The 22183-nt window shown below is 72.7% G+C and carries 21 protein-coding genes and 1 riboswitch; of the genes, 13 read left to right on the forward strand and 8 right to left on the reverse strand.

Going from position 1 to position 22183, the window contains the following annotated elements; genetic code table 11:
* Positions 1-4: 4 nt before the first annotated feature.
* Together AC2D8W_RS12060 and AC2D8W_RS12065 are read left to right on the forward strand one after the other, a co-directional pair.
* A complete protein-coding gene (locus AC2D8W_RS12060) occupies positions 5-991 on the forward strand; it encodes a hypothetical protein (RefSeq protein ID WP_484671736.1) in 987 nt (328 codons plus the stop codon).
* Between the two features lie 98 nt (positions 992-1089).
* The gene (locus AC2D8W_RS12065) at positions 1090-2169 is read left to right on the forward strand and encodes a terminase small subunit-like protein (RefSeq protein ID WP_484671737.1); all 1080 of its coding nucleotides are present in this window, start codon (positions 1090-1092) and stop codon (positions 2167-2169) included.
* A gap of 377 nt (positions 2170-2546) precedes the next feature.
* Here the strand turns inward: AC2D8W_RS12065 and AC2D8W_RS12070 are convergent, their stop codons facing one another.
* Positions 2547-2741 (reverse strand): DUF1674 domain-containing protein, encoded by a 195-nt coding sequence (locus AC2D8W_RS12070; RefSeq protein WP_484671738.1) that lies wholly within the window; start codon positions 2739-2741, stop codon positions 2547-2549.
* 52 nt (positions 2742-2793) lie between these two features.
* Here AC2D8W_RS12070 and AC2D8W_RS12075 point away from each other — a divergent pair, with 52 nt between their 5' ends.
* From AC2D8W_RS12075 to purH, 4 genes are all read left to right on the forward strand, one after another.
* The gene (locus AC2D8W_RS12075) at positions 2794-4029 is read left to right on the forward strand and encodes an RsmB/NOP family class I SAM-dependent RNA methyltransferase (RefSeq protein ID WP_484671739.1); all 1236 of its coding nucleotides are present in this window, start codon (positions 2794-2796) and stop codon (positions 4027-4029) included.
* Positions 4030-4142: 113 nt separating this feature from the next.
* Positions 4143-4802, forward strand: a complete 660-nt coding sequence (gene rpe / locus AC2D8W_RS12080) for a ribulose-phosphate 3-epimerase (protein ID WP_293483152.1) — start codon at positions 4143-4145, stop codon at positions 4800-4802.
* 11 nt (positions 4803-4813) lie between these two features.
* Positions 4814-6481: a heparinase II/III family protein gene (locus AC2D8W_RS12085; protein ID WP_484671740.1), complete on the forward strand. Its 1668-nt coding sequence runs from the start codon at positions 4814-4816 to the stop codon at positions 6479-6481.
* 6 nt (positions 6482-6487) lie between these two features.
* Positions 6488-6572: riboswitch (ZMP/ZTP riboswitch) on the forward strand.
* Positions 6573-6596: 24 nt separating this feature from the next.
* Positions 6597-8189 carry a bifunctional phosphoribosylaminoimidazolecarboxamide formyltransferase/IMP cyclohydrolase gene (purH, locus tag AC2D8W_RS12090; protein WP_484671741.1) on the forward strand — a complete coding sequence of 531 codons (1593 nt, stop codon included), beginning with the start codon at positions 6597-6599 and terminating at the stop codon, positions 8187-8189.
* Between the two features lie 27 nt (positions 8190-8216).
* Here purH and AC2D8W_RS12095 read toward each other — a convergent pair whose 3' ends face one another.
* Complete coding sequence (locus AC2D8W_RS12095; protein WP_293483149.1) at positions 8217-8600, reverse strand: MerR family transcriptional regulator; 384 nt, start codon at positions 8598-8600, stop codon at positions 8217-8219.
* A 160-nt stretch (positions 8601-8760) separates the two neighbouring features.
* On the opposite strand from AC2D8W_RS12095, the gene AC2D8W_RS12100 reads away from it, so the two are divergent.
* A complete protein-coding gene (locus AC2D8W_RS12100) occupies positions 8761-10173 on the forward strand; it encodes a helix-turn-helix domain-containing protein (RefSeq protein ID WP_293483148.1) in 1413 nt (470 codons plus the stop codon).
* Between the two features lie 599 nt (positions 10174-10772).
* Here the strand turns inward: AC2D8W_RS12100 and coaE are convergent.
* From coaE to AC2D8W_RS12120, 4 genes are read right to left on the reverse strand one after another with little or no spacing between them, the layout of a single operon-like run.
* Positions 10773-11363, reverse strand: coding sequence for a dephospho-CoA kinase (gene coaE / locus AC2D8W_RS12105; RefSeq protein WP_484671742.1), 591 nt, complete (start codon positions 11361-11363; stop codon positions 10773-10775).
* On the reverse strand, positions 11360-12202 hold the full coding sequence (aroE, locus tag AC2D8W_RS12110) for a shikimate dehydrogenase (protein WP_484671743.1): 843 nt from the start codon (positions 12200-12202) through the stop codon (positions 11360-11362). The genes coaE and aroE overlap by 4 nt, the downstream gene beginning before the upstream one ends.
* Positions 12199-12789: a Maf family protein gene (locus tag AC2D8W_RS12115; RefSeq protein ID WP_484671744.1), complete on the reverse strand. Its 591-nt coding sequence runs from the start codon at positions 12787-12789 to the stop codon at positions 12199-12201. The genes aroE and AC2D8W_RS12115 overlap by 4 nt, the downstream gene beginning before the upstream one ends.
* The gene (locus AC2D8W_RS12120) at positions 12786-13640 is read right to left on the reverse strand and encodes a pyruvate, water dikinase regulatory protein (protein ID WP_484671745.1); all 855 of its coding nucleotides are present in this window, start codon (positions 13638-13640) and stop codon (positions 12786-12788) included. The genes AC2D8W_RS12115 and AC2D8W_RS12120 overlap by 4 nt, the downstream gene beginning before the upstream one ends.
* Positions 13641-14134: 494 nt before the next feature.
* Between AC2D8W_RS12120 and hemE the strand changes: the two genes are divergently transcribed.
* The 4 genes from hemE (at position 14135) to rho (ending at position 18388) form a co-directional block, all read left to right on the forward strand.
* Positions 14135-15184 (forward strand): uroporphyrinogen decarboxylase, encoded by a 1050-nt coding sequence (hemE, locus tag AC2D8W_RS12125; RefSeq protein WP_484671746.1) that lies wholly within the window; start codon positions 14135-14137, stop codon positions 15182-15184.
* Entirely contained in the window at positions 15181-16218 is a 1038-nt protein-coding gene (hemH, locus tag AC2D8W_RS12130) for a ferrochelatase (protein WP_484671747.1), read from the forward strand. Before hemE ends, hemH begins: the two co-directional genes overlap by 4 nt.
* The gene (locus AC2D8W_RS12135) at positions 16215-16685 is read left to right on the forward strand and encodes a CopD family protein (protein WP_293485765.1); all 471 of its coding nucleotides are present in this window, start codon (positions 16215-16217) and stop codon (positions 16683-16685) included. Before hemH ends, AC2D8W_RS12135 begins: the two co-directional genes overlap by 4 nt.
* A 311-nt stretch (positions 16686-16996) precedes the next feature.
* Complete coding sequence (gene rho, locus AC2D8W_RS12140; protein WP_484671849.1) at positions 16997-18388, forward strand: transcription termination factor Rho; 1392 nt, start codon at positions 16997-16999, stop codon at positions 18386-18388.
* 441 nt (positions 18389-18829) lie between these two features.
* On the opposite strand, the gene AC2D8W_RS12145 is transcribed toward rho, so the two are convergent.
* On the reverse strand, positions 18830-19798 hold the full coding sequence (locus tag AC2D8W_RS12145; protein WP_484671748.1) for a quinone oxidoreductase family protein: 969 nt from the start codon (positions 19796-19798) through the stop codon (positions 18830-18832).
* Positions 19798-20493 (reverse strand): dienelactone hydrolase family protein, encoded by a 696-nt coding sequence (locus tag AC2D8W_RS12150; protein WP_484671749.1) that lies wholly within the window; start codon positions 20491-20493, stop codon positions 19798-19800. Before AC2D8W_RS12150 ends, AC2D8W_RS12145 begins: the two co-directional genes overlap by 1 nt.
* A gap of 94 nt (positions 20494-20587) precedes the next feature.
* Between AC2D8W_RS12150 and AC2D8W_RS12155 the strand changes: the two genes are divergently transcribed.
* Positions 20588-20818, forward strand: coding sequence for a DUF6489 family protein (locus AC2D8W_RS12155; RefSeq protein ID WP_293485757.1), 231 nt, complete (start codon positions 20588-20590; stop codon positions 20816-20818).
* Complete coding sequence (gene mnmE / locus AC2D8W_RS12160; protein ID WP_484671750.1) at positions 20815-22152, forward strand: tRNA uridine-5-carboxymethylaminomethyl(34) synthesis GTPase MnmE; 1338 nt, start codon at positions 20815-20817, stop codon at positions 22150-22152. The genes AC2D8W_RS12155 and mnmE overlap by 4 nt, the downstream gene beginning before the upstream one ends.
* Positions 22153-22183 lie beyond the last annotated feature (31 nt).

Consider the following 22183-nt stretch of genomic DNA (forward strand, 5'->3'; position numbering starts at 1 on the left):
CCCCATGGTGGACCTCGCCGACCTGAGTGAAGAGAAGTCTCCGCCCAAGTTCACCATCATGAGTGAACGGATGGGTGAACTCGGGTTCCGCGCCGTTTACGGCGTCGACTTTCCTTACCTGAACTTCCGCACAAGCACTGGTTCGGATGTGGAATTCATCGGCAAGCTGATGGTGCACATGGGCTGGCGAATGGAGGGCTTGGAACACCTCACCGAAGCTCAGCGGGCAGACCTCACCGAAGCCGACATGCAAGCGTTCTGCCAAGCACTCACTGAGCACGAACCAACCGTATTCGATGCCAGTAGACGCCGAGCCGGAGAGGACTGGCTGGCCTTCGTGCGCAGGGCTGGTGGAGAAGCTGTCGAAACCCGCAAGGGTCCGTTCGAAAAGGGCGCAGTGCTGGATATGGACGAGGCGCTGTCGCGCAACATGAGCGCGAACTCGCACATGCAGTCGATTCTGGGCGCGCGCCCCCCGCAAGTCGATATTCCTCCCCCGCCGCGCACCCCGATGCTGGATATGAACTCCATCCTCAAGCGGGTTGAGGAGGACATCAGTCGCATGGCCCGCCTGAGTGAGGCCAGCGCGGCGCTGCAGTCGACGCTGAACGACTACGCTCAGAGCGCCATCACCGAGATGAAAGTGGGCTCGGAGCGAACAGAGCACCACGCCCGACGAGCTCTCTGGGTTGGGGGCGCTGGTGTCGTGACTGGCGCGCTCGGCATTCTCGTCGCGGCAGGAACATGGCTCTGGACGGCTCACCAACAGGGCAAGGCGGAGGACAATCGGAAGGCAGATGCCAAGGCCACATCTGCCGAGCGGCAAGCTGATCGCGAGGTAATGCAGCAGCAGCTTGAGGCGTTGCGGCGCACCGCAACCCTGCTGGAGATGCGCCTACCGCGGCCAGCGGCTCCGGTTGGGGGGGAGGAGGGCTCCCAACAGAAGCGCCAAGCGCGAGACAACGCTACTGGGTTCACGCGCCGGCCCTAGTGCGGACCTTCCCAAGTTCTCCGAGGAGCCAGCCCGCCCCTCGCTTGCCCCTCGGCTGTGTTCTTGATCTGTTCCCTTCCCCTTCCCATCTCCCGCCCATGGGGCGTCCTGCGAAATACGATCGGGCTGCGGTGCTGGCGCGGGTGTGCGCGGTGCTTGAGGCGGGGGGGAGCGTGCTGGGCGCGGTGCGGGGGCCGGGGATGCCCAGCTATGACCTGGTCATGCGGTGGGTGCGGGAGGACGAGGGCGTGCGGGCGCGGCTGGCGGCGGCGTCCGGGGGGCGCCGGCGGCGGAAGGGGGCTGTGGCCGAGGCGGCCGAGGCGGCGGTGACCGCGCGCATCGAGGAATGGCTGGAGCGCGGGTGGACGCTGCACAAGGTGTGCCGGGAGCCTTGGGCGCCGTCGTACAACGCGATGCTGGCGCGGACGCGGGCCGATCCGGCGCTGAAGGCGCGGCTGGCGCGGGCCGGGGCCTGGGGCAGGCAGTTCCGGCCGCGGCACGACCAGGGGCGGTTCTTCTACGACTATGGCCGCGTGGACGCCTTCCTGGAGGTGGTGCGCGCGGGCGAGCCGGTGCGGGCGATGCAGCTGGCGGGCCGGGCTCCGGACCAGGCGACGATCCGCGCCTGGAAGGCCATGCGCCCGGACTTCGTGGCGCGGTACGCCGAGGCCAAGCGGCTGGGCCGCCTGGCGCGCGAGGCGCGGGCGCGCCGGCCGTTCGACCCGGCCCTGGCCGACCGCATCCTGGCGCGCGTGCACCGGGGCGACCGGCTGGCCGACATCCTGCGCGAGCCGGGCATGCCGGGGCCGACCGCGCTGCGGCGCTGGAAGGCGCAGGACCCCGGCTTCGCCGCCGTGCTGGCGCAGATGAAGCGGGGCGGCCAGATCCGCCGGGCCCGCGCCCGGCGCCGCGGCGGGCCGACGCCCGAGCTCGCCGACGCGATCGGGCGGGGGCTGGCGATGGGCGCCAGCGTGACGGCGCTGTGCCGGGACGCGGACATGCCGAGCCGCAACACCGTGGCGGCGTGGCGCCGGCGGGACCCGGCGTTCGACCGGACGGTCGCCGAGGCGCTGCGCTTCCGGGACATGATCGCGGAGGACCGACGGTTCGAGGCGGAGTGGGCGGCGGCGTGTGCGGTGGATGGACCACGGACCACACGGACGGGCGGGGCGGGGTGAGAGCTGCTGCTGCGATCTCAAACGGCTGTCATCCCGGTTTCGCCTTAGGCGAAGACCGGGACCCATAGACTCCGTGGGTCCGGAAGGGGCGCGGCGGTGGCGGTGGCGGGCCGCCTCGGGCATCGGGCGCGTATGGGTCCCGGTGTTCCGCTTCGCGGAAACCGGGATGACAGCTGGGAGGGTGGGGGCGCGGCCTCGCTGGATCGCCTTCCTCTCCCGCCCTGCGGGAGAGGGGGACCGCCCGCCGAAGAGCGGGTGGTGGAGAGGGAAAGCCCCGGTCTCCGCGCCGGCCGCTTGCCCTTTCCACCCTCCGTCTCCGGCCGGCCTGCGCCGGGCTCGGCGGACGGTCCCCCTTTCCCGCGAGCGGGAAAGGAAGGTCAGAAGTCGACGGCGATGCCTTTGCGTTCCCAGTCGCCGAAGCGGGTGGGTTCGGGGCCGCGGGGGCCGCCGTCTTCGGGCGGGTGATCGGCGGCGACCTCGGCCCGGCGGCGCGCCTCGGCCTCCTCCAGCGCGCGGCGGGCGGCGGGGGTGAGGGCCTTGCCGGGGGCGGCGTTGGGCGGGGCGTCGTCCATGCGCCTGACTTAAGCCCTTGCGCGCGCCGCTCCAAGCGGGCACGCCGCGCCGGTGAGCGAGACCCCCCACATCGCCGGATTGCCGGCCCGCGCCGCGGCCCTCGAGCTGCTGGCCGCCGCCCTGTCGCGCCGCGCCGGCCTGGACGAGGGGCTGAGCCATCCGGCGCTGGCGGCGCTGGCCCCCCGCGACCGCGGCTTCGCCCGCGCCCTGGCCATGGCGACGCTGCGCCATCTGGGCGCCATCGACGCGGCGCTGCAGGCGCGGCTGAAGAAGCCGCCGCCCGAGCGCATCGTGCACGTGCTGCGCCTGGGCGCGGCGCAGCTGCTGGTGCTGAAGACGCCCGCCCACGCCGCCGTGGGCTCGACCGTCGACCTGGCCGCGGCCCAGAAGGGCGGGGCGGCGTTCAAGGGCCTGGTGAACGCGGTGCTGCGCGGGCTGACGCGCGAGCCGCCCGACCTGGACGACCCGGACCTCCTGCTGCCGTCCTGGCTGGCCGCGCGCTGGCAGGCCGCCTACGGCCGCGACGCCGCGCGGGCCATCGCCGCGACGATCCCGGTGGAGCCCGCCACCGACGTCACGATCAAGGCGACCGGCGCCACCGAACGCTCGGACCAGAAGGGCGAGGTGACGGCGTGGCCCGGATTCGCCGAGGGCGACTGGTGGGTGCAGGACGCCTCGGCCGCCGTGCCGGCGCGGCTGCTGCACGTGGGGCCGGGCGAGACGGCGCTGGACCTCTGCGCGGCGCCGGGCGGCAAGACGCTGCAGCTGGCGGCCGCGGGGGCCGCCGTGGTGGCGGTGGACCGCTCGGCCGGCCGCCTGAAGCGCGTGGGCGAGAACCTGGCGCGGACGGGCCTGGCCGCCGAGGTGGTGCAGGCGGACGCCGCCGAGTGGCGGGACGGGCGCACCTTCGACGCCGTCCTGCTGGACGCGCCCTGCTCGGCCACGGGGACGTTCCGCCGCCACCCCGACGTGCTGTGGATGGCGAGCCCGGCCGAGATCCCCAAGCTCGCCGCGGTGCAGGCCCGGCTGCTCGACGCCGCCGCGCGGCGCGTGAAGCCGGGGGGCCGGCTGGTCTACTGCGTCTGCTCGCTGGAGCCGGAGGAAGGCGAGGGCCAGGTCGAGGCGTTCCTGAGGCGCGCGCCCGAGTTCGCGCTGGACCCCGTGGCCGCGGGCGAGGGCGGCGCGCCCGAGGCCTCGCGGCGGCCCGACGGGACCCTGCGGATCCTGCCGCACCACCGCGAGGGCGGGACCGACGGCTTCTACGTCGCACGGCTGCGGCGGGGCTGAGGCCCTCAGCCCGGGAGGACGAGGCGCCGGCCCGGTCCTCCCCAGGGGAGGACCAGCGGGCGACGGTGCGACAGGGGGCGACAAGACGGGGCGCATCAGGCTAAGCCGTCTTCATGGCCGAGCCCGTGATCATCGCGCCCTCCATCCTGGCGAGCGACTTCGCGCGCCTGGGCGAGGAGGTGGCCGCGATCGAGGCCGCGGGCGCCGACTGGGTGCATGTGGACGTGATGGACGGCCACTTCGTGCCGAACATCACCATCGGCCCCGACGTGGTGAAGGCGCTGCGGCCCCACTCGAAGCTGCCGTTCGACTGCCACCTGATGATCGCGCCGGCGGACCCGTACATCGAGGCGTTCCGCGAGGCCGGCGCCGACTACATCTCGGTGCATCCCGAGGCCGGGCCGCACCTGAACCGGACGCTGAAGCTGATCCGCAAGGTCGGGGCCAAGGCGGGGGTGGTCTTCAACCCCTCCACCGACCCGAGCGTGATCCAGTGGATGATGGACGAGATCGACCTGATCCTCGTCATGTCGATCAATCCGGGCTTCGGCGGGCAGACGTTCATGCATTCGCAGCTTCGCAAGATCGAGACGCTGCGCCGGATGATCGACGCGGAGGGGCGCGACATTCCGCTGGAGGTGGACGGGGGCGTCACGCCCGAGACGGCGAAACTGTGCGTCGCGGCGGGGGCGACGGCGCTGGTGGCGGGAACCGCGGTCTTCCGCGGGGGGCGCGACCGGTACGCCGCCAACATCGCCGCCCTGCGCGGCTGAGGACCCGTCGGATGGCCGGCGTCCGCCTGCCGGGCCGCCACGCCGCCCTGGCGCTGGCCGTGGGCGCGGCCCGGACGCTGCAGGAGGAGTGGCGCGCGTCGGGCCTGCGCCGCTGGACCGCGGCCCGCCCCCAGCCCGAGGGCTTCGGCGTCCAGCCCCGCGACTTCCGGCCGCCCGACGCCGACGCCGGCAAGGCGATCCTGGCGGGCGCGTTCGTGCTGGCGGGCCAGACGCTGGCCGTCAGGCCCCGGGGCGACCCCTGGGACCGTCCCAGCCCCAGCCGGGCGTTCGCCGAGGCGCTGCACCGGTTCGACTGGCTGCCGGGCCTCGTGGCGGCGGGCCCCGACGGCGCCGCGGAAGCCCTGCGGCTGGTGCTGGAGTGGCGGCGGCTGTTCGGGCGGTGGAACGGCTTCGCCTGGTCGCCGCAGGTCATGGCGCGGCGGGTCTTCAACCTGGCGTGCGCCGGTCCGGCCCTGGCGGCCCGGGCGTCCGAGGCCGAGACCGCGCAGCTGGCCGGCGACCTCGCCCGCCAGGCGCGGGACCTGCTGCTTCCCGGCGACCCGGCCGACGCGGCGAGCCGCGCCGCCTCGGCCGCGGTGGCCGGGGCGGCCCTGCGCGGCGCCGCCGGCCGGCGCCTGCTGGATCGCGCGCTGGCGCGGCTCGCCCGCGCCCTGGCGGCGACCGTGGACGCGGACGGCGGCCACGCCACCCGCCGGCCCGACCTGGCCCTGGAGCTGCTGTTCGACCTGCAGACGCTGGACGAGGCCATGGTCCAGCGCGGGCTGGCGGCCCCCGACGCGGTGCAGCGCGCCATCGGCCGGCTGGCCGCCGCCGTCCGGTTCTTCACCCTGGCCGACGGCCGGCTGGCCGCCTTCCACGGCGGGCGGGCCTGCGCCGCCGCCTATGTCGCGGCCGCCCGGGCGCAGGACGAGACCGGCGACCGCGCCACGCCGGGGGAGCTGAGCGGCTACCAGCGGCTCGACGCGCCGCGCCTGCAGGTCGTCGCCGATGTCGCGCCGCCGGCGCCCGGGCCCTGGGCCGCGGACGCCTGCGCGGCGCCGCTCGCCATCGCGGTGCTGGTAGGCGGCCGTCGCCTCGTCGACGCCTGCGCGGGGCGCGGGATCGAGGCGGCCGCCACCGTCGAGGCGGGCGAGACGCCGGCGCGGGCGCTGGACGGGTTCGCCGGCGCGGTGCTGGGCCCCCGGCTCGTGGACGCGACCTTCGCCGTGGACGTGCAGCGGCACGAGGCGCCGGGGGCGCTGTGGCTCGACCTCGCCCACCATGGCTGGATGCCGCGCTACGGCCTGATGCACCAGCGCCGGCTCTACCTGGACGTCGCCGCCGGCGAGCTGCGCGGCGAGGACCGGCTCACGCCCACCGCCCGCGCCCAGGGGCCCGACGGCCGGCACTTCATCCCCTACGCGATCCGCTTCCCGCTGCACGCCGGCGTCCGCGCGCTGGTGTCGCAGGATCGGCGCAGCGTGCTGCTGCGCCTGGAGGGCGAGGCCGACGGCTGGATCCTGCGCAACGACGCCCTGGACATCGTGCTCGAACCCCGGCCGGGCGGCGGCGCGCAGCTGGTCCTGCGCGGTCAGCGCCGGGCCGATTCCGGCGCCCGGGTGCGGTGGAAGCTCGCGCCCGCGCGCCAGCCTGTTGACCCCCGAGCGCCCGAGGCGTAACCCGCCGCCATCCCGCGTGACTGGCGACTTGAGGTGGGCGACCACCGGGGAGCGCGTGGACCATATCCTGCCGCGCGCCTGGGCGTTTCTTCCTGTCCCCTGAGAGGAGAATGCCGTGCCGGCTGCGCCCGATTTCCCGCCCGCCCCCGACAAGGTCCATGTCCGCCGCGCGCTGCTGAGCGTCTCGGACAAGACCGGCCTGATCGACGCCGCCCGCGCGCTGGCCGAACGCGGCGTGGAGCTGGTCTCCACCGGCGGCACGCGCAAGGCCATCGCCGACGCCGGCCTGCCGGTGAAGGACGTCTCGGACCTCACCGGCTTCCCCGAGATGATGGACGGACGGGTGAAGACCCTGCACCCGGTCGTCCACGGCGGCCTCCTGGGCGTGCGCGACGCCCCGGCGCACAAGGCCGCGATGGACGAGCACGGGATCGGCGGGATCGACCTGGTCTACGTGAACCTCTACCCCTTCGAGCAGACGGTGGCGGCGGGCGCGGACTTCGAGACCTGCGTCGAGAACATCGACATCGGCGGCCCGGCGATGATCCGCTCGGCGGCCAAGAACCACGGATACGTGGCCGTCTGCACCGAGATCGCCGACCTGCAGGAGCTGCTGGCGGAGTTCGCGGCGGACGGGACCACCAGCCTGGCGCTGCGCCGGAAGCTGGCGGCGCGGGCCTATGCGCGCACGGCCACCTACGACGCCTCGATCGCCTCTTGGTTCGCCGGCGAGCTGGGCGAGTTCGCCCCCGGCCGGTTCTCGATCGGCGGGCAGCTGGCCCAGACCATGCGCTACGGCGAGAACCCGCACCAGCAGGCGGCCTTCTACCGCTTCCCCGGCGCGTCGCCCGGGGTCGCCACGGCGACCCAGCTGCAGGGCAAGGAACTCAGCTACAACAACATCAACGACACCGACGCGGCCTTCGAACTGGTGTCCGAGTTCGATCCCAAGGCCGGGCCGGTCTGCGCGATCATCAAGCACGCCAACCCCTGCGGCCTGGCCACGGGCGGGACGATGCTGGAGGCCTACCAGCGGGCGCTGGCCTGCGACCCCACCAGCGCCTTCGGCGGGATCGTCGCCCTGAACGGCCGGCTGGACGCGGCGACCGCGGCCCAGGTCCTGGAGATCTTCACCGAGGTGGTGATCGCGCCCGAGGCGGATGACGAGGCCGTGGCCCTCTTCCGCAAGAAGAAGAACGTGCGCCTGCTCGTCACCGGCGGCCTGCCGGATCCGGCGCGCGCGGGCAAGACGTTCAAGTCGGTGTCCGGCGGCTTCCTGGTCCAGAGCCGCGACATCGCGCACCTGACCCCGGCCGACCTCAAGGTGGTCACCCGGCGCGCGCCCACCGAGGCCGAGGTGCGCGACATGCTCTTCGCCTTCACCGTGGCCAAGCACGTGAAGTCGAACGCCATCGTCTATGCGAAGGACGGCCAGACGCTCGGCATCGGGGCCGGGCAGATGAACCGGAAGGATTCCGCGCGCATCGCCGCCCTGCGCGCGGCCGATTTCGGCCTGGACCTCACGGGCTCGGCCTGCGCCTCGGAGGCGTTCTTCCCGTTCCCGGACGGCCTGATCCAGGCGGCCGACGCGGGCTGCACGGCGGTGATCCAGCCCGGCGGCTCCATCGGCGACCAGGCGGTCATCGACGCCGCGGACGAGCGCGGCCTCGCCATGGTGTTCACGGGGGTCCGCGTCTTCCGGCACTGAGCCGGCGCGGATCCGCGCCGCGCCCGATCAGGCGCGGGCGGCGATCCGCCGGGGCGCCTCGGGGCGCTCCATCTCGGCCAGCACCGCGTCCAGCGCGGCCATCTCGGCGGCGAGCTTGCTGCGGCGCGCGGCCAGGGCGGCCGCGGCGGCGGCGCGCGCCTCGGACTCGGTCTCGGCCTCGAGGACCTCCTCGATCTGCGGCAGGCCCACGCCGGCCCGGCGCAGGCGCGAAATCCACTCCAGGCGCCGGCGGGCGGCGGCGTCGTAGAACCGGGCGTTGAGGCGGTCGCGGCGCGCCTCGATGAGCCCGCGCTCCTCGTAGAAGCGCAGCGCGCGCGCGGTCATGCCGTAGAGCCGCATGGCTCCGGCGATGCCCAGACGCGGCAGGTGGCGAAGGTTGTCGTCCATCATGTCTCGCTCCCGTTCCCTGGCCGCTCGCAAAGTTGCGGAGCGCTGCCGGCGCTCTGCCAGGACCGTGCGGCGGGGAGGTTGACGTCGGGACGGGACAGGTTTCAACCGACATCGTGCGAAGAATTGGCTATGGTCGGGCCCCGGTTTGTGAAGTTGTAAAATGCGATACAAGCTCTTCGTCGGTCCCAAGGTGCGGGCGCTGAGGGTGCAGCGCGGCTGGCGGCTCGAGGCGTGCGCCCAGCGCCTGGGCATCTCGGCGAGCTATCTCTCGCAGATCGAGGCCAACCAGCGGCCGGTCACGGACCGCGTGCTCATGGGCCTCATGGAGACCTTCCGGGCGCCGGCCGAGGTGTTCGAGGCCGACAACGACCAGCGCCTCATCGCCGACCTGCGCGAAGCCGTCCTGGAGAGCGGCGCGCCGGGCGACGTCATCCCGCTCAGCGAACTGCGCCAGGCCGTGCAGCAGGCGCCGGGCCTGGCCCGCCGGTTCCTCGAGCTGCACCGCGCCAACCACCGCCTCGCCGAACGCCTGAAGCTGACCGAGGAGGCGGTGGCGCTGGACGAGGCGACGGCCGCGAGCTCGCTCCTGCCCTACGAGGAGGTGCGCGACTTCTTCCACTTCAAGGACAACTACATCGACGGCCTGGACCGGGCGGCCGAGGACCTCGCGGGCGACGTGGGCCTGGACCAGCCGGGGCCGCCCGACATGCTGATCGAGATGTACCTGCGCGAGCGGATGGGCGTCGCCGTGCGCTACGCGGCCATGGACGACGTGATGCGCCGCTACGATCCGGCCAGCAACACGCTGTGGCTGAACGCCTCGCAGCCCTCGTCCACCCGGACGTTCCAGATGGCCTACCACCTCGCCGTCGCAAACCTGGCCGACCGGATCGACGCCGAACTGGCGGTGGCGCGGTTCCGCAGCCGCGAGGCCGAGGACGTCTGCCGGGTGGGGCTGGGCAACTATGCGGCGGGGGCGCTGTTCATGCCCTACCGCCGGTTCGCCGCCGCCGCCCGCGAGCGGCGCTACGACGTCGAGCAGCTCGCCGCCCACTTCGGCACGAGCCTGGAGCAGGTGTGCCACCGGCTCTCGACCCTGCAGCGGCCCGGGCAGCGGGGCACACCGATCTACTTCGTGCGCCTGGACTACGCGGGCAACATCACCAAGCGGCACAGCGCCACGCGCTTCCAGTTCGCGCGCTTCGGCGGCGCCTGCCCCCTGTGGAACGTCCACGACGCCGTGGCCGCGCCCGACCGCTTCCTGGTGCAGGTGGCCGCGATGCCGGACGGGACCCGCTATCTCTGCGTCGCCCGCGCGGTGGTGAAGCGCTCGGACGCCTACCTCACGCCCGACCGGCGCTACGTCCTGGGCTTCGGCTGCGAGATCGCCCACGCCCACGAGCTGGTCTACTCCGAGGGCGTCGACCTGAAGGGCCCGGCCGCGCCTATCGGCGTCAGCTGCCGCATCTGCGAGCGCGACGACTGCGCCCAGCGCGCCTTCCCCCCCATGGACCGGAGGCTCAACGTCCCCGAACACGAGCGCCGCACGGTCCCGTTCCGGCTGGAGGGGTGACGGGCCGTCCCCGCCATCGGGCGCGTATGGGCCGGGATGACAGCGGAGAGGGTGGGGGCGCTGTGATCTCAAGCGGCTGTCATCCCGGTTTCGCCGCAGGCGAAGACCGGGACCCAAAGACTCCGTGGGTCCGGAAAGGGCGCGGCGGCGGCGGTTGCGGGCCGTCTCGGCCATCGGGCGCGTATGGGTCCCGGTGTTCCGCTTTGCGGAAACCGGGATGACAGCTGAGAGGCTCAACTCGAAGTTCCGACCGTCCCGGCGAAGGCCGGGACCCAGATCCTCGGGCGGGGTCGTGGTGGGAGGAGCTCCGAGCCTGCGGAACCCGCTTCAGAGCCATTCCATCTGGATCCCGGCCTTCGCCGGGATGGTCGGGGGTTGAGGGGGGCGCTCTACTTCAAACGGCTGTCATCCCGGTTTCGCCGGAGGCGAAGACCGGGACCCATAGACTCCGTGGGTCCGGAAGGGCGCGGCGGCGGCGGTGGCGGGCCGCCACGACAATCGGGCGCGTATGGATCCCGGTCTTCCGCTTTCGCGGAAACCGGGATGACAGCTGAGTGGGTGGGGGGTCACCGCAAACGCTGTAATTCCACGCCGGCCCGTCAGCCCCCCCGCAGCTTGGCGATGATCTCGGCGACCTGGGCGCGGGCGTGTTCCAGTCCCTGGCCGGTGTCGACGACGTAGTCGGCGCGGGCGCGCTTCTCGGCGTCGGGCGTCTGCTGGGCGAGGATGGCCTCGAGGCGTTCGGGGGACATGCCTTCGCGTTCGAGCACCCGGGCGCGCTGCATCTCGGCGGGGGCCGAGACCACGATCACGGCGTCCATGTTGCGGTCGCCCCCGGTCTCGTACAGCAGCGGGATGTCGAGGATCACCATGTCGGCGCCGCTCGCCTCGACGTCCTTGAAGAAGCCGCCGCGGTGCTGGCCGACCAGCGGATGGACGATGGCGTTCAGGCGCTTCAGCTCATCGGGCTTGCCGAGCACGCGCTGGCGCAGCGCCTCGCGGTCCACGCGCCCGTCCTTCACGACCCCCGGGAACGCCTCGCCCACGGGCCCTACCGCGGCGCCGCCCACGTCGTAGAGGGCGTGCACGGCGGCGTCGGCGTCGTAGACGGGGATGCCGGCCTCGCGGAACATCGCCGCGGTGGTCGATTTCCCCATGCCGATCGAGCCGGTGAGACCGATCATCTTCATGCCAGGTGCTCCAGGGCGAGGGCGCGCACGTCCACCTCCGCCGGCGGCGGCGCCCCGAAGAACGCTTCGAACGACGGCTCGGCCTGCCGGACCAGCATCTCCAGCCCGTCCACCACCGGCCGACCCAGGTCCATGGCGCGGCGCAGGAAGGGGGTGACCAGCGGCTTGTAGACCATGTCCATCACCACCGCCTGGGGCTGGGTGATCTCGAGCGGCGCGACGGGGCCCTCGCCGCCGCCGAGCCCGGCGCTCGTGGCGTTGATCACGGCGGTGGACGTGCTGAGCGCGCCCGCGGCGTGGCTCCAGGGCAGGGCGAAGACCTTCGGCCCCAGCGCCTCGGCCAGCGCCTCGGCCTTGGCCCGGGTCCGGTTCACGACCCAGACCCTTGGCGCGCCGGCCAGCAGCAGGGCCGCCACCGCGCCGCGCGCCGCGCCGCCCGCCCCCAGCACCGTCACCGGCCCCAGGCCCACGTCCCAGCGCGGGGCCTGGACCGCGAACGCCCGCAGCAGGCCATAGCCGTCGGTGTTGTCGGCCAGGATGCGTCCGTTGGTGTCGAAGATCAGCACATTGGCCGCGCCCGCGGTCCGCGCCGCCTCGCTGGCCCTGTCGGCCACGGCGAGGGCGGCCTCCTTGAACGGGACGGTGACGTTCACGCCCCGCACGGCGCCGCCGCGGAGACCGTTCGCCAGGCGCTCGAAGCCGTGGGCGTCCGGCGCGAAGGGGACATAGACCCCGTCGATCCCGGCCGCGGCCAGCCACGCGTTGTGCAGGATGGGCGAGAGGGAATGGGCCACGGGCCGGCCGACGACCCCCGCCACGACGGTCTTGCCCGTGATCATGCGGCCAGCGCCCCTTCGCGCCGCAGGAAGTCGAGGAGGCCCAGGAGCGGCAGGCCGAGGATGCCGAAGTAGTCGCCCTCGATGGCCGCGAAGAGCTGCGCGCCGGGCCCCTCCAGGCGGTAACAGCCCACGGACCCCAGGGCGGCCTCCCCTTCCCTGGCGAGATAGTCCTCGAGGAACGCATCGCTGAAGTCGCGCATGGTCAGGCTCGACGTGGCGATCTCCCGCCAGACGGGCTTCCCGGCCTTGGCGACCACCACGGCGGAATGCAGCCTGTGGGTCCTTCCCCGCAGTTCCACGAGGCGCGACCGGGCCGCGGCCAGATCCGGGGCCTTGTCGTAGAGACGGCCGTCCAGGTCGAGGGTCTGGTCGGCGCCGATCACCCAGCCCGGCCTGGCCTGCGAGACGCGGAGGGCCTTCGCCTCGGCCAGGGCGTCGGCCACCTCGCGCGGTCCCTGGCCGGCCGCGAGCAGGGTCGTCTTGACGGCGTCCTCGTCGACGCCCGCCACCACCGCGTCGTGAGGGACGCCCGCGCCGTGCAGCAGGGCGCGGCGCGCGGCGCTCTGGGAAGCCAGGACGATGCTCACCCCAGCACCTCGACCTGGCCGTGGCCCTTGTGCACCAGGTTCAGGACCGCCGCGGCCGTCTCCTCCACCGAGCGCCGGGTGACGTCGATCGTCGGCCAGCCGTGCCGCTCGTACAGCCGCCGCGCGGCGATGATCTCCTCGCGGACCGCTTCCTGGTCGGTGTAGCTGGTGTCCCGCGTCTCCTTGAGGCTGAGCAGCCGGTTGCGGCGGATCTGGATCAGCCGGTCGGGCGAGATCAGGAGACCCACCACCAGGGTGTTCCGGAGCTGGAACAGCTTCTCGGGAAGGGGCCGGCCCGGGACCAGCGGCACATTGGCCGCCCGGACCCCGCGGTGGGCCAGGTAGATGCAGGTGGGCGTCTTGCTGGTCCGGGACACGCCCAGCAGCACCACGTCGGCCTGGTCCAGGTCCTGCCCGCCCTGGCCGTCGTCGTGGCCGATGGCGTAGTTCAGGGCGTCCATGCGGTTGAAGTAGTCGTTGTCCAGCCGCAGGTGCGCGCCGACCCGGCTGGTCGTCGCCGCGCCCAGGTAGCGCTGCATCGCGCTCACCAGGGGGTCGAGCGCGGGCAGGCACGGCATGTCCAGGCGCCGGCAGCCCTCCTCGAGCGCGGCGCGCAGCTTCTCGTCGACGATCGTGTGGAGCACGATGCCGGGCGCCTCCTCGATGTCGTTGAGGGCGCGGTCCAGCTGCCGCTGCGAGCGCACCAGGGCGTAGATGTGCTCGATGGGCAGGACGTTCTCGAAGCGGGCGCAGACCGCGCGCGCCATGGCGTTCAGCGTCTCCCCGGTGGAATCCGACACCAGGTGGACGTGAAAGTAGGTGGCGAGACGGGGCGGCGAGGCGTTGGGCAAGGCGACTCCGAAAAACCCTGGGGACGGTTCCTGTGGACGCAGTCTTAGCGAAGCTGGACGGCGATGGGGATAGATCGGACCCGCCTTTCGCATGTGGCGCGTTCCGGAGGAAGGCGGGGACGGTTTGCCGCCTTAAGCATTTGTTAACCCCCAGGCCGGCGCCTGCGCGGCCCGAATGGTCGGCTGTTGTCGACGACCGGGGATCCGCCGTTCCATACCGGGCTTGTCCCCGGAACCCCGGCCGATTCCTCAAGCGTCTCAAGGCGCGCGGGCCCGCGTCCCCGGGACTCACAGGGCCTGTGGACCGGCGCGGCCGCCCTGGGACACCCTGGGGACGAGCGGGGCGCCGTTAAGGGATCGTCAAGGTTTTCCACGCCGCCGACAGGCCCTACCGCCTCTGTCCCAACCTCTTTCAAGAGTCTTCTTGAGAAGAAGAAGAGCGGTCCGGCCGACGGCGCCTTGAGCCCCGGGGCGGGGCAGGCTTAAAGGCTCTCATGAGCCAGACGCCCAACCTCCTGCGCGTGCTTTCGGGCGAGACCCTGGCGCGTCCGCCGGTGTGGTTCATGCGCCAGGCCGGGCGATCGCTGCCCGAGTACCGGGCGCTGCGGACCCGGGCCAAGGACTTCATCGCCTTCTGCTTCGACCCCGAGATGGCGGCCGAGGCGACGCTGCAGCCCATGCGGCGCTTCCCGATGGATGCGGCCATCGTGTTCGCCGACATCCTGCTGATCCCGCTGGCGCTGGGGCAGGAGGTCTGGTTCGAGGCGGGGGAGGGGCCGCGGCTGGGCGCGCTGCCGCCGATCGCCGCGCTCCAGGACGCCATCGAAGGCTCGACGGCGAAGCTGGCCAATGTGGGGGAGACGCTGTCGCGGGTCCGCGCCGAGCTCGAGCCCGACCGCGCGCTCATCGGTTTCGCCGGCGCCCCCTGGACCGTCGCCACCTACATGCTCGAGGGCCGGGGATCCCAGCGCGAGGCGGCGCGCGCCTACGCCTATCGCCATCCCGAGGCGCTGGATGCGCTGCTGGACGTCCTGGTGGAGTCCACGGCCCGCTACCTGGTGATGCAGGCCCGCGCCGGGGCCCAGGTGCTGAAGCTCTTCGAGAGCTGGGCGGACAACCTGGCCGAGGACGTCTTCGAGCGGATCGTCATCGGGCCCCATGTGCGCATCGTCGAGAAGGTCAGGGCGGCCGGCGTCGACGCGCCCTTCATCGGCTTCCCGCGCGGCGCGGGCGCGTTGGTGGCCTCGTACGCGGCGAAGGTCCCCGTGCAGGCGGTCGCCCTCGACACCCAGGCCTCGGCGGCGCTGGGCCGGAGCATCCAGTCGGGCGGCAAGGCCATCCAGGGCGCGCTCGACAACCTGCTGCTGGCCACGGGCGGGCCGGCGCTGGACGCGCGGGTCGAGCAGCTGCTCGCCCAGTGGTCGGACGGGCCGTACATCTTCAACCTCGGCCACGGCGTGATGCCCGAGACGCCGATCGAGAACATCGCCCGCGTGGTCGAGCGCGTGACGGGTCGGCGCGTGGAGGCGCCTGTCGCGCCGTGAGCCGGGTCGCCGTCGTCCTTTTCAATCTCGGGGGCCCGGACAGTCTGGCGGCCGTGCGGCCGTTCCTGGCCAACCTGTTCCGCGATCCGGCGATCATCGGCCTGCCGACGCTGATCCGCCATCCGCTGGCCGGCCTCATCGCGAGCCGCCGGGAGAAGCTGGCTCAGGCCAACTATGCGATCATGGGCGGCCGCTCCCCGCTGCTGGAGGAGACCCAGGCCCAGGCGAACGCGCTCGAGGCCGAGCTGCGCAGCCGGGCGCCCGAGGTCGAGGCGCGGGTCTTCATCGCCATGCGCTACTGGCATCCGTTCGCCCGCGAGACCGCGCGCGCGGTGGCCCAGTTCGCGCCGGACGAGGTGGTCCTGCTGCCGCTCTATCCGCAGTTCTCCACCACCACGACGGGGTCGTCGCTCGCGGACTGGATGCGCACCTACAAGGGCGCGGGCCGGTCGCGAACCGTCGGCTGCTATCCCACGGCGCCCGGCCTGGTCCAGGCGGTGGCCGAGCAGATCCGCAAGGCCTGGGAGGCGGGCGGACGGCCGGACGGCCTGAGGCTGCTGTTCTCGGCCCACGGGCTGCCGCAGAACGTGGTGGACCGGGGCGATCCCTACCGTGCGCAGATCGAGGCGACCGCCGCCGCCGTGGCGGCGCTGCTGCCGGAACTGCCCGACTGGCGCGTCTCGTTCCAGAGCCGGGTCGGGCCGCTGAAGTGGCTGGAGCCGTCCACCGAGACCGAGATCCGCCGCGCCGCCGAGGACGGGAAGGGGGTCATCATCTCGCCGATCGCCTTCGTCTCCGAGCACGTCGAGACCCTGGTGGAGCTGGATCACGAGTACGCGGCGCTGGCCGCCGAGGCCGGCGTCGCGCCCTATCTGCGGGCGCGGACCCCAGGGACCACGCCGGCGTTCATCGGCGCCCTCGCCGACGCGGTGCAGGACGCCCTGCCGCAGGACGGCGTGCGGCCGTTCGGGCCTTGGCTCTGCCCCGCGGCGCATGGCAAGTGCGCGTGCAGGGACGGGGGGAAAGCCGCATGAGCTGGCCGCAATTCCTGAGCTACGACCTGCTGCGGGGTCTGCACATCATCGCGGTCATCGCCTGGATGAGCGGGATGATGTACCTGCCGCGGCTGTTCGCCTACCACACCGAGACGGCCCCGCCGGGCAGCGAGTTCGACGCCCACTTCAAGGTGTGGGAGGCCAAGCTCCTGCGGATCATCATCAACCCGGCCATGGGGCTGACGTGGGTGCTCGGGGTCACGCTGATCCTCTGGCACGTCTACGCCGCCGGCGCCGGCTGGGGGTTCCTGGCGCAGCCCTGGATGATCGTGAAGCTGGGCGTGGTCGTCGTCCTGTCGGGCTGGCACGGCTTCCTCTCGGGCGCGCGCCGCCGGATCGCCGCCGGCGAGCGGCCCCGGTCGGGGAAGTTCTGGCGCGCCACGAACGAGATCCCGTTCCTGCTGGCGGTCCTGGCGGTCCTGGCGGTCACGCTGCAGTTCGGCTGACGGGCGCCGGTTTCCGGATCGAAGCGCGCTCAGGCTCGGAAGCGGCCCGTCGCCAGCCTTGACCCGCGCCCCCGGACGTGGTTCCCCTGGCCCACGCGTCGGACTCCGGCGCGCCCCGCATCTTTTCCGGCCCCGCAGCGACATCGCGCGGTCCGCCGGCTCCCAGAACGAAGTCAAATCGGCGCCCGCGGGCGTCCACATGCTTACCCCACCGCACCCGGACGGCGTCCGTGGGCGCGGGAATCCGAAGTGAAATCAATATGACCGACGAAAACCAAGACAACGCCCCGGCCGCCGAAGACGGTCCCGCCATGGACGTCGACGCCCTGGACCCCGCCCTGGCGGACGCGGCGGCAGAAGCCGGCGCGGAGGGCGTGGAGGCCGACGCCGAGCCCGAGGAGCCCAGCGAGGCGGCCAAGGCGATCGCCGCCATGGGCCTGACCCGCATGAGCCTGCAGGAGCTGAAGGACAAGTCGCCCGCCGACCTGCTCGCCTTCGCCGAGCAGATGGAGGTCGAGTCCGCGAACTCCATGCGCAAGCAGGACATGATGTTCGCGATCCTGAAGACCCTCGCCGAAGAGGGCGTCGAGATCGAGGGCTCGGGGACGCTGGAAGTGGTGCAGGACGGCTTCGGCTTCCTGCGCTCTCCCGAGGCCAACTATCTGCCGGGGCCGGACGACGTCTATGTGTCGCCCTCGCAGATCCGCAAGTTCGGCCTGCGCACCGGCGACACCGTGGTGGGCGCGGTGCGCGCCCCGCGCGAGGGCGAGCGCTACTTCGCCCTGGTGAACGTCCGTCAGATCAACTTCGAGGCGCCCGAGAACGTCCGCCACAAGGTGATGTTCGACAACCTGACGCCGCTCTATCCCGACGAACGCCTGCGGATGGAGATCGACGATCCGACGCTGAAGGACCGGTCGGGCCGGGTGATCGACATCGTCGCGCCCCTCGGCAAGGGCCAGCGCTGCCTGATCACGGCGCCGCCGCGCGTCGGCAAGACGGTGATGCTGCAGAACATCGCCAAGTCGATCGAGACCAACCACCCCGAGTGCTACCTGATCGTCCTCCTGATCGACGAGCGCCCGGAAGAAGTCACCGACATGCAGCGCACGGTGAAGGGCGAGGTGATCTCCTCCACCTTCGACGAACCCGCGACGCGCCACGTCCAGGTGGCCGAGATGGTCATCGAGAAGGCCAAGCGCCTGGTCGAGCACAAGCGCGACGTGGTCATCCTGCTGGACTCGGTGACCCGCCTGGGCCGCGCCTACAACACGGTGGTGCCGTCGTCGGGCAAGGTGCTGACCGGCGGCGTGGACGCCAACGCGCTGCAGCGGCCGAAGCGCTTCTTCGGCGCCGCGCGGAACATCGAGGAAGGCGGGTCGCTGACCATCATCGCCACGGCGCTCATCGACACCGGCAGCCGGATGGACGAGGTCATCTTCGAAGAGTTCAAGGGCACCGGTAACTCGGAAATCGTCCTCGACCGCAAGGTGGCCGACAAGCGCATCTATCCGGCGATCGACGTGCTGAAGTCCGGCACCCGCAAGGACGAGCTGATCACGCCGCCGGCGAACCTGCAGAAGACCTACATCCTGCGGCGGATCCTGTCGCCGATGGGGGCGCAGGACGCGATCGAGTTCCTGCTCGACAAGCTGCGGCAGTCCAAGAACAACGACGACTTCTTCCAGTCGATGAACACCTGAAGCCCGCTCGGGGCAGCCTCTACCGGGCTGGCCCGGCGCGAGCACCCCAAAGATGCTCCCCGCCGGGCAGGGCTATCGACATGAAAGTCCTGCTGGGGTGGGGGGCGGCGGAGCCGTCCTGCCTTGACCGCAGAGATCGCGGAGGCAGCGCAGAGGGCGCGGAGGTCTCTGCGCTCTCTGCGTTCTTCTCTGCGTCCTCCGCGGTTTATTTCAGACCCTGCGGCGCCGCCCCCGGAAGCCGGAAGAACACAGTTCTACGGACGCGCCGGAACCCCAACGAAATCAAAGGTCCCGCGGCAAAACGGCGCCTGTCGCGAAGCGCGGCTCGTCGCCCGGGTCAGGGCGCGCCTCCCTGCGCGAGAGCGGCGCCGGTAGGACCAGGCCATACCGGGGCTTCGATGTTTCACGTGAAACAGCCAAGCTCTACCCGGTCATCCCGGATCAGGGGATCAGCAGGCTCGCGCCGACCGTGTTCCGACCCTCCAGCGCCTCGTGCGCCGCGCGGGCGTCCGCGAGCGCGAAGGTCTGACCGATCTCGATCCGGATGCGGCCCGACGACACCATGTCGAACACCGCCGCCGCGCTGTCCGCGAGCTCCTCGGCCGTGACCACGTAGTCGAACAGCGTCGGCCGCGTCAGGTAGAGCGAGCCGCCGGCGGCGAGCCGGGCGGGCGGAAAAGGCGGAACCGGGCCCGAGGCGTTGCCGAAGCTGACGAACAGGCCGCGACGCGCGAGGCTGGCCAGGGTGCCCTCGAAGGTGTCCTTGCCCACCGAGTCGTAGGCGACCGGCACACCCTTGCCGCCCGTGATCCGGCGCACCTCGGCCGCCACGTCCTGCTCCCGGTAGAGGATGACGTGGTCGGCCCCCAGCTCGCGGACCAGCGCCGCCTTCTCGGGCGAGCCGACCGTGGCGATCACTTCCGCCCCGATGGCCTTGAGCCACTGCGTCATGATCTGCCCGACGCCGCCCGCGGCGGCGTGCACCAGGACGGTCTCGCCGGCCTTCACGGGGTAGGTGCGCCGCACGAACGCCTCGGTGGTCATACCCTTCAGCAGGATCGCGGCCGCAAGACGGGCATCGACGCCGTCCGGGAGCTTCACCAGCCGGTCCGCGGGCACGCAGTTGGCCTCGGCGTAGGCTCCGAAGCCGCCGGAGTAGGCGACCCGGTCGCCCGCCTTGACGGCCGTCACGCCCTCGCCGACCGCTTCCACCACGCCCGCCGCTTCGCCGCCCGGCACGCAGGGCAGCTTCACGGGGTAGAGGCCCGTGCGGTGGTAGGTGTCGATGAAGTTGACGCCGACCGCCTCGTGGCGCACGCGCGCCTGGCCGGGCCGGGGTTCCGGCGTCGGGAGGTCGACGGCCTCGAGGACCTCGGGACCGCCGGTGCGGGTGAACTGGATCGCGCGCATCAGGCCAGGGCCTCCCGGAAGAGGGCCAGCGAGCGGCCGCCGGCCAGGGCGGCGTCGCCGGCGTGGTAGTGCTCGCCGCCCTCGCGGGCGAAGGCATGGTCCCGACCGGGGTAGGTGTGGATGACCACCTGCGGGCGGCCCTCCAGGGCCTGGCGGATCGCCACCTGGGCCGCCTTCGGCACGAAGCCGTCCTCCTCGGCGATGTGCAGCATGAGCGGCTTGGAGAGCCCCTCGGCCTCGCCCACGCGGCCCTCGATGCCGACGCCGTAGTAGCTCACCGCCGCGTCGGCGTCGGTCCGGGTCGCGGACAGGAAGGCGAGCAGGCCGCCCAGGCAGAAGCCCACCGCGCCCACCTTGCCGTTGCTCTGGCCGTCGGCCCGGATGGCGTCGATGGTCGCCTGGATGTCCTTCACCCCCTGGTCCACGTCGAAGGCGTTGTAGAGCGCGAACGCCTTGTCCCATTCGGCCTTGGACTGGTCGGTGATGTCGACGCCCGGCTCGATGCGCCAGAAGAGGTCGGGGCAGACCGCCAGAAAGCCCTGGCCGGCGAGGCCGTCGGTGATGTCGCGCATCACCTTGTTCACGCCGAAGATTTCCTGGATCACCACCACCGTGGGCGCCTTGGCGGCGGCGGGCCGGGCCACATAGGCCGAAAACGCGCCGTCCGGCGTCGAGATGCTGATGCGTTCGCCCATAATCGTCCTCCGTCGTCGAAAGCCCGCGCCGCGGCACTAGCGGAACGGGTCAGGTCGCAGCCATATTCGGAGACCATAGGGAAGGCCATAGACCATGAAGATGACGATCGAGGTGGACTGCTCCCCGGAAGAGGCGCGACGGTTCCTGGGCCTGCCCGACGTGAGCGCGCTGAACGACCATCTGGTCAGCGAGATGAGCAAGCGGATCGACGCCAACATCAGCCTGCTCAACCCCGAGGACTTCATGAAGAACTGGATGAGCTTCGGCGCCGGCGCCCAGGAGCAGTTCCGCAAGTTCATGGAAGCCGCCACGACCCCGAAATGACCGACACCATCTTCGCGCCGGCGACGGCCCCGGGGCGGGCGGCCGTCGCCGTGGTGCGGATGTCCGGGCCGGCGGTGCGGCCGGCCCTGCGCGCGCTGGCGGGCGGGGCGCCCCGGGCGCGGCGCGCGGCCCTGCGGACCCTGCGGGGCGCGGCGGGCGAGGCGCTGGACCAGGCGCTGGTCCTCTATTTCCCGGGCCCCGACAGCTACACCGGCGAGGACGTGGCCGAGCTCCAGCTCCATGGCGGCCCCGCCGTGGTCGCGGCGGTCATCGCGGCTCTGGCCACGCTGGGTCTTCGCCTGGCCGAGCCGGGGGAGTTCACCCGCCGCGCCTTCGAACACGGCAAGCTGGACCTGGCTCAGGCCGAGGGGGTCGCCGATCTGGTGGAGGCCGAGACGGAGGCGCAGCGGCGGCAGGCTTTGGAGCAGGTGGGCGGCCGGCTGTCGGACGTGCAGGCGCGCTGGAGCGAGGGGCTGCTCGAGGCGCTCGCCATGCTGGAGGCCGCCGTCGACTTCCCGGACGAGGAGGTGCCGGCCGACGTCGCGGCGCGCGCCCGGCCGACGCTGGAGCGGCTGGTCGCGGAACTGGACGCCGCGGCCGCCGACGCCGAGCGCGGCGAGCGGGTCCGGGAGGGCTTCCGCATCGCCCTGATTGGCGCGCCCAACGCCGGCAAGAGCACGCTGCTGAACGCGCTGGCGGGGCGGGACGCCGCCATCGTCACGGCGACGCCCGGGACCACGCGCGACATCATCGAGGTCCCCATGGTGCTCGCGGGCTACAAGGCCGTGCTGGCCGACACGGCCGGCCTGCGGGAAACGGGCGACGAGATCGAGGCCGAAGGCGTGCGCCGCGCGCGCGCCTGGGCCGCCGGCGCGGACCTGCGGCTCTGGCTGGTCGACGGCGCGTCCGACGAGACCCCGGCCGTCCCGATGGAGCTGGCCCCCAACGATCTCTGCGTCGTCACGAAACGGGACCTTCCGGTGGGCCGGGCGGGGGCCTGGGCGGCGCAGCAGGCCCGCTGGCTCGGGCTGGGCGTGGCCGAGCTCACGGCGCGGGGGCCGGGCGATCTGGCCTGGCTTCGGGCCACCCTCGAGGAGCGGGTCGTCGAGGCGCTGGCCGGCGCTGAACCGCCGGCCGCGACGCGGCTGCGCCACCAGGAGATCCTGACCGAGGCCGCCGACCGCCTGCGGAGCGCGCTGCGGCACGACGAGCACCTGGAGCTCGCGGCCGAGGACGTGCGGCTGGCGGCGCGGGCGCTGGACCGGATCACCGGACGCATCGACCCCGAGAACGTCCTGGGCCGGATCTTCGCCACGTTCTGTATCGGGAAGTAGCCCGGGGTCGTCGCTGCGATGCCGCGCGCCC

Source organism: Phenylobacterium sp. T106, assembly GCF_057219735.1.

Excerpts from the sequence above, each read along its gene's own strand:
- AC2D8W_RS12100 (WP_293483148.1), top strand. The coding sequence starts at position 8,761 with ATGCGATACAAGCTCTTCGTCGGTCCCAAGGTGCGGGCGCTGAGGGTG.
- AC2D8W_RS12155 (WP_293485757.1), top strand. The coding sequence starts at position 20,588 with ATGAAGATGACGATCGAGGTGGACTGCTCCCCGGAAGAGGCGCGACGG.
- rho (WP_484671849.1), top strand. The coding sequence starts at position 16,997 with ATGGACGTCGACGCCCTGGACCCCGCCCTGGCGGACGCGGCGGCAGAA.
- coaE (WP_484671742.1), bottom strand. The coding sequence starts at position 11,363 with ATGAAGATGATCGGTCTCACCGGCTCGATCGGCATGGGGAAATCGACC.
- rpe (WP_293483152.1), top strand. The coding sequence starts at position 4,143 with ATGGCCGAGCCCGTGATCATCGCGCCCTCCATCCTGGCGAGCGACTTC.
- AC2D8W_RS12085 (WP_484671740.1), top strand. The coding sequence starts at position 4,814 with ATGGCCGGCGTCCGCCTGCCGGGCCGCCACGCCGCCCTGGCGCTGGCC.
- AC2D8W_RS12095 (WP_293483149.1), bottom strand. The coding sequence starts at position 8,600 with ATGATGGACGACAACCTTCGCCACCTGCCGCGTCTGGGCATCGCCGGA.
- AC2D8W_RS12145 (WP_484671748.1), bottom strand. The coding sequence starts at position 19,798 with ATGCGCGCGATCCAGTTCACCCGCACCGGCGGTCCCGAGGTCCTCGAG.
- AC2D8W_RS12135 (WP_293485765.1), top strand. The coding sequence starts at position 16,215 with ATGAGCTGGCCGCAATTCCTGAGCTACGACCTGCTGCGGGGTCTGCAC.
- AC2D8W_RS12150 (WP_484671749.1), bottom strand. The coding sequence starts at position 20,493 with ATGGGCGAACGCATCAGCATCTCGACGCCGGACGGCGCGTTTTCGGCC.
- mnmE (WP_484671750.1), top strand. The coding sequence starts at position 20,815 with ATGACCGACACCATCTTCGCGCCGGCGACGGCCCCGGGGCGGGCGGCC.
- aroE (WP_484671743.1), bottom strand. The coding sequence starts at position 12,202 with ATGATCACGGGCAAGACCGTCGTGGCGGGGGTCGTCGGCCGGCCCGTG.
- hemE (WP_484671746.1), top strand. The coding sequence starts at position 14,135 with ATGAGCCAGACGCCCAACCTCCTGCGCGTGCTTTCGGGCGAGACCCTG.
- AC2D8W_RS12065 (WP_484671737.1), top strand. The coding sequence starts at position 1,090 with ATGGGGCGTCCTGCGAAATACGATCGGGCTGCGGTGCTGGCGCGGGTG.
- AC2D8W_RS12060 (WP_484671736.1), top strand. The coding sequence starts at position 5 with ATGGTGGACCTCGCCGACCTGAGTGAAGAGAAGTCTCCGCCCAAGTTC.
- AC2D8W_RS12070 (WP_484671738.1), bottom strand. The coding sequence starts at position 2,741 with ATGGACGACGCCCCGCCCAACGCCGCCCCCGGCAAGGCCCTCACCCCC.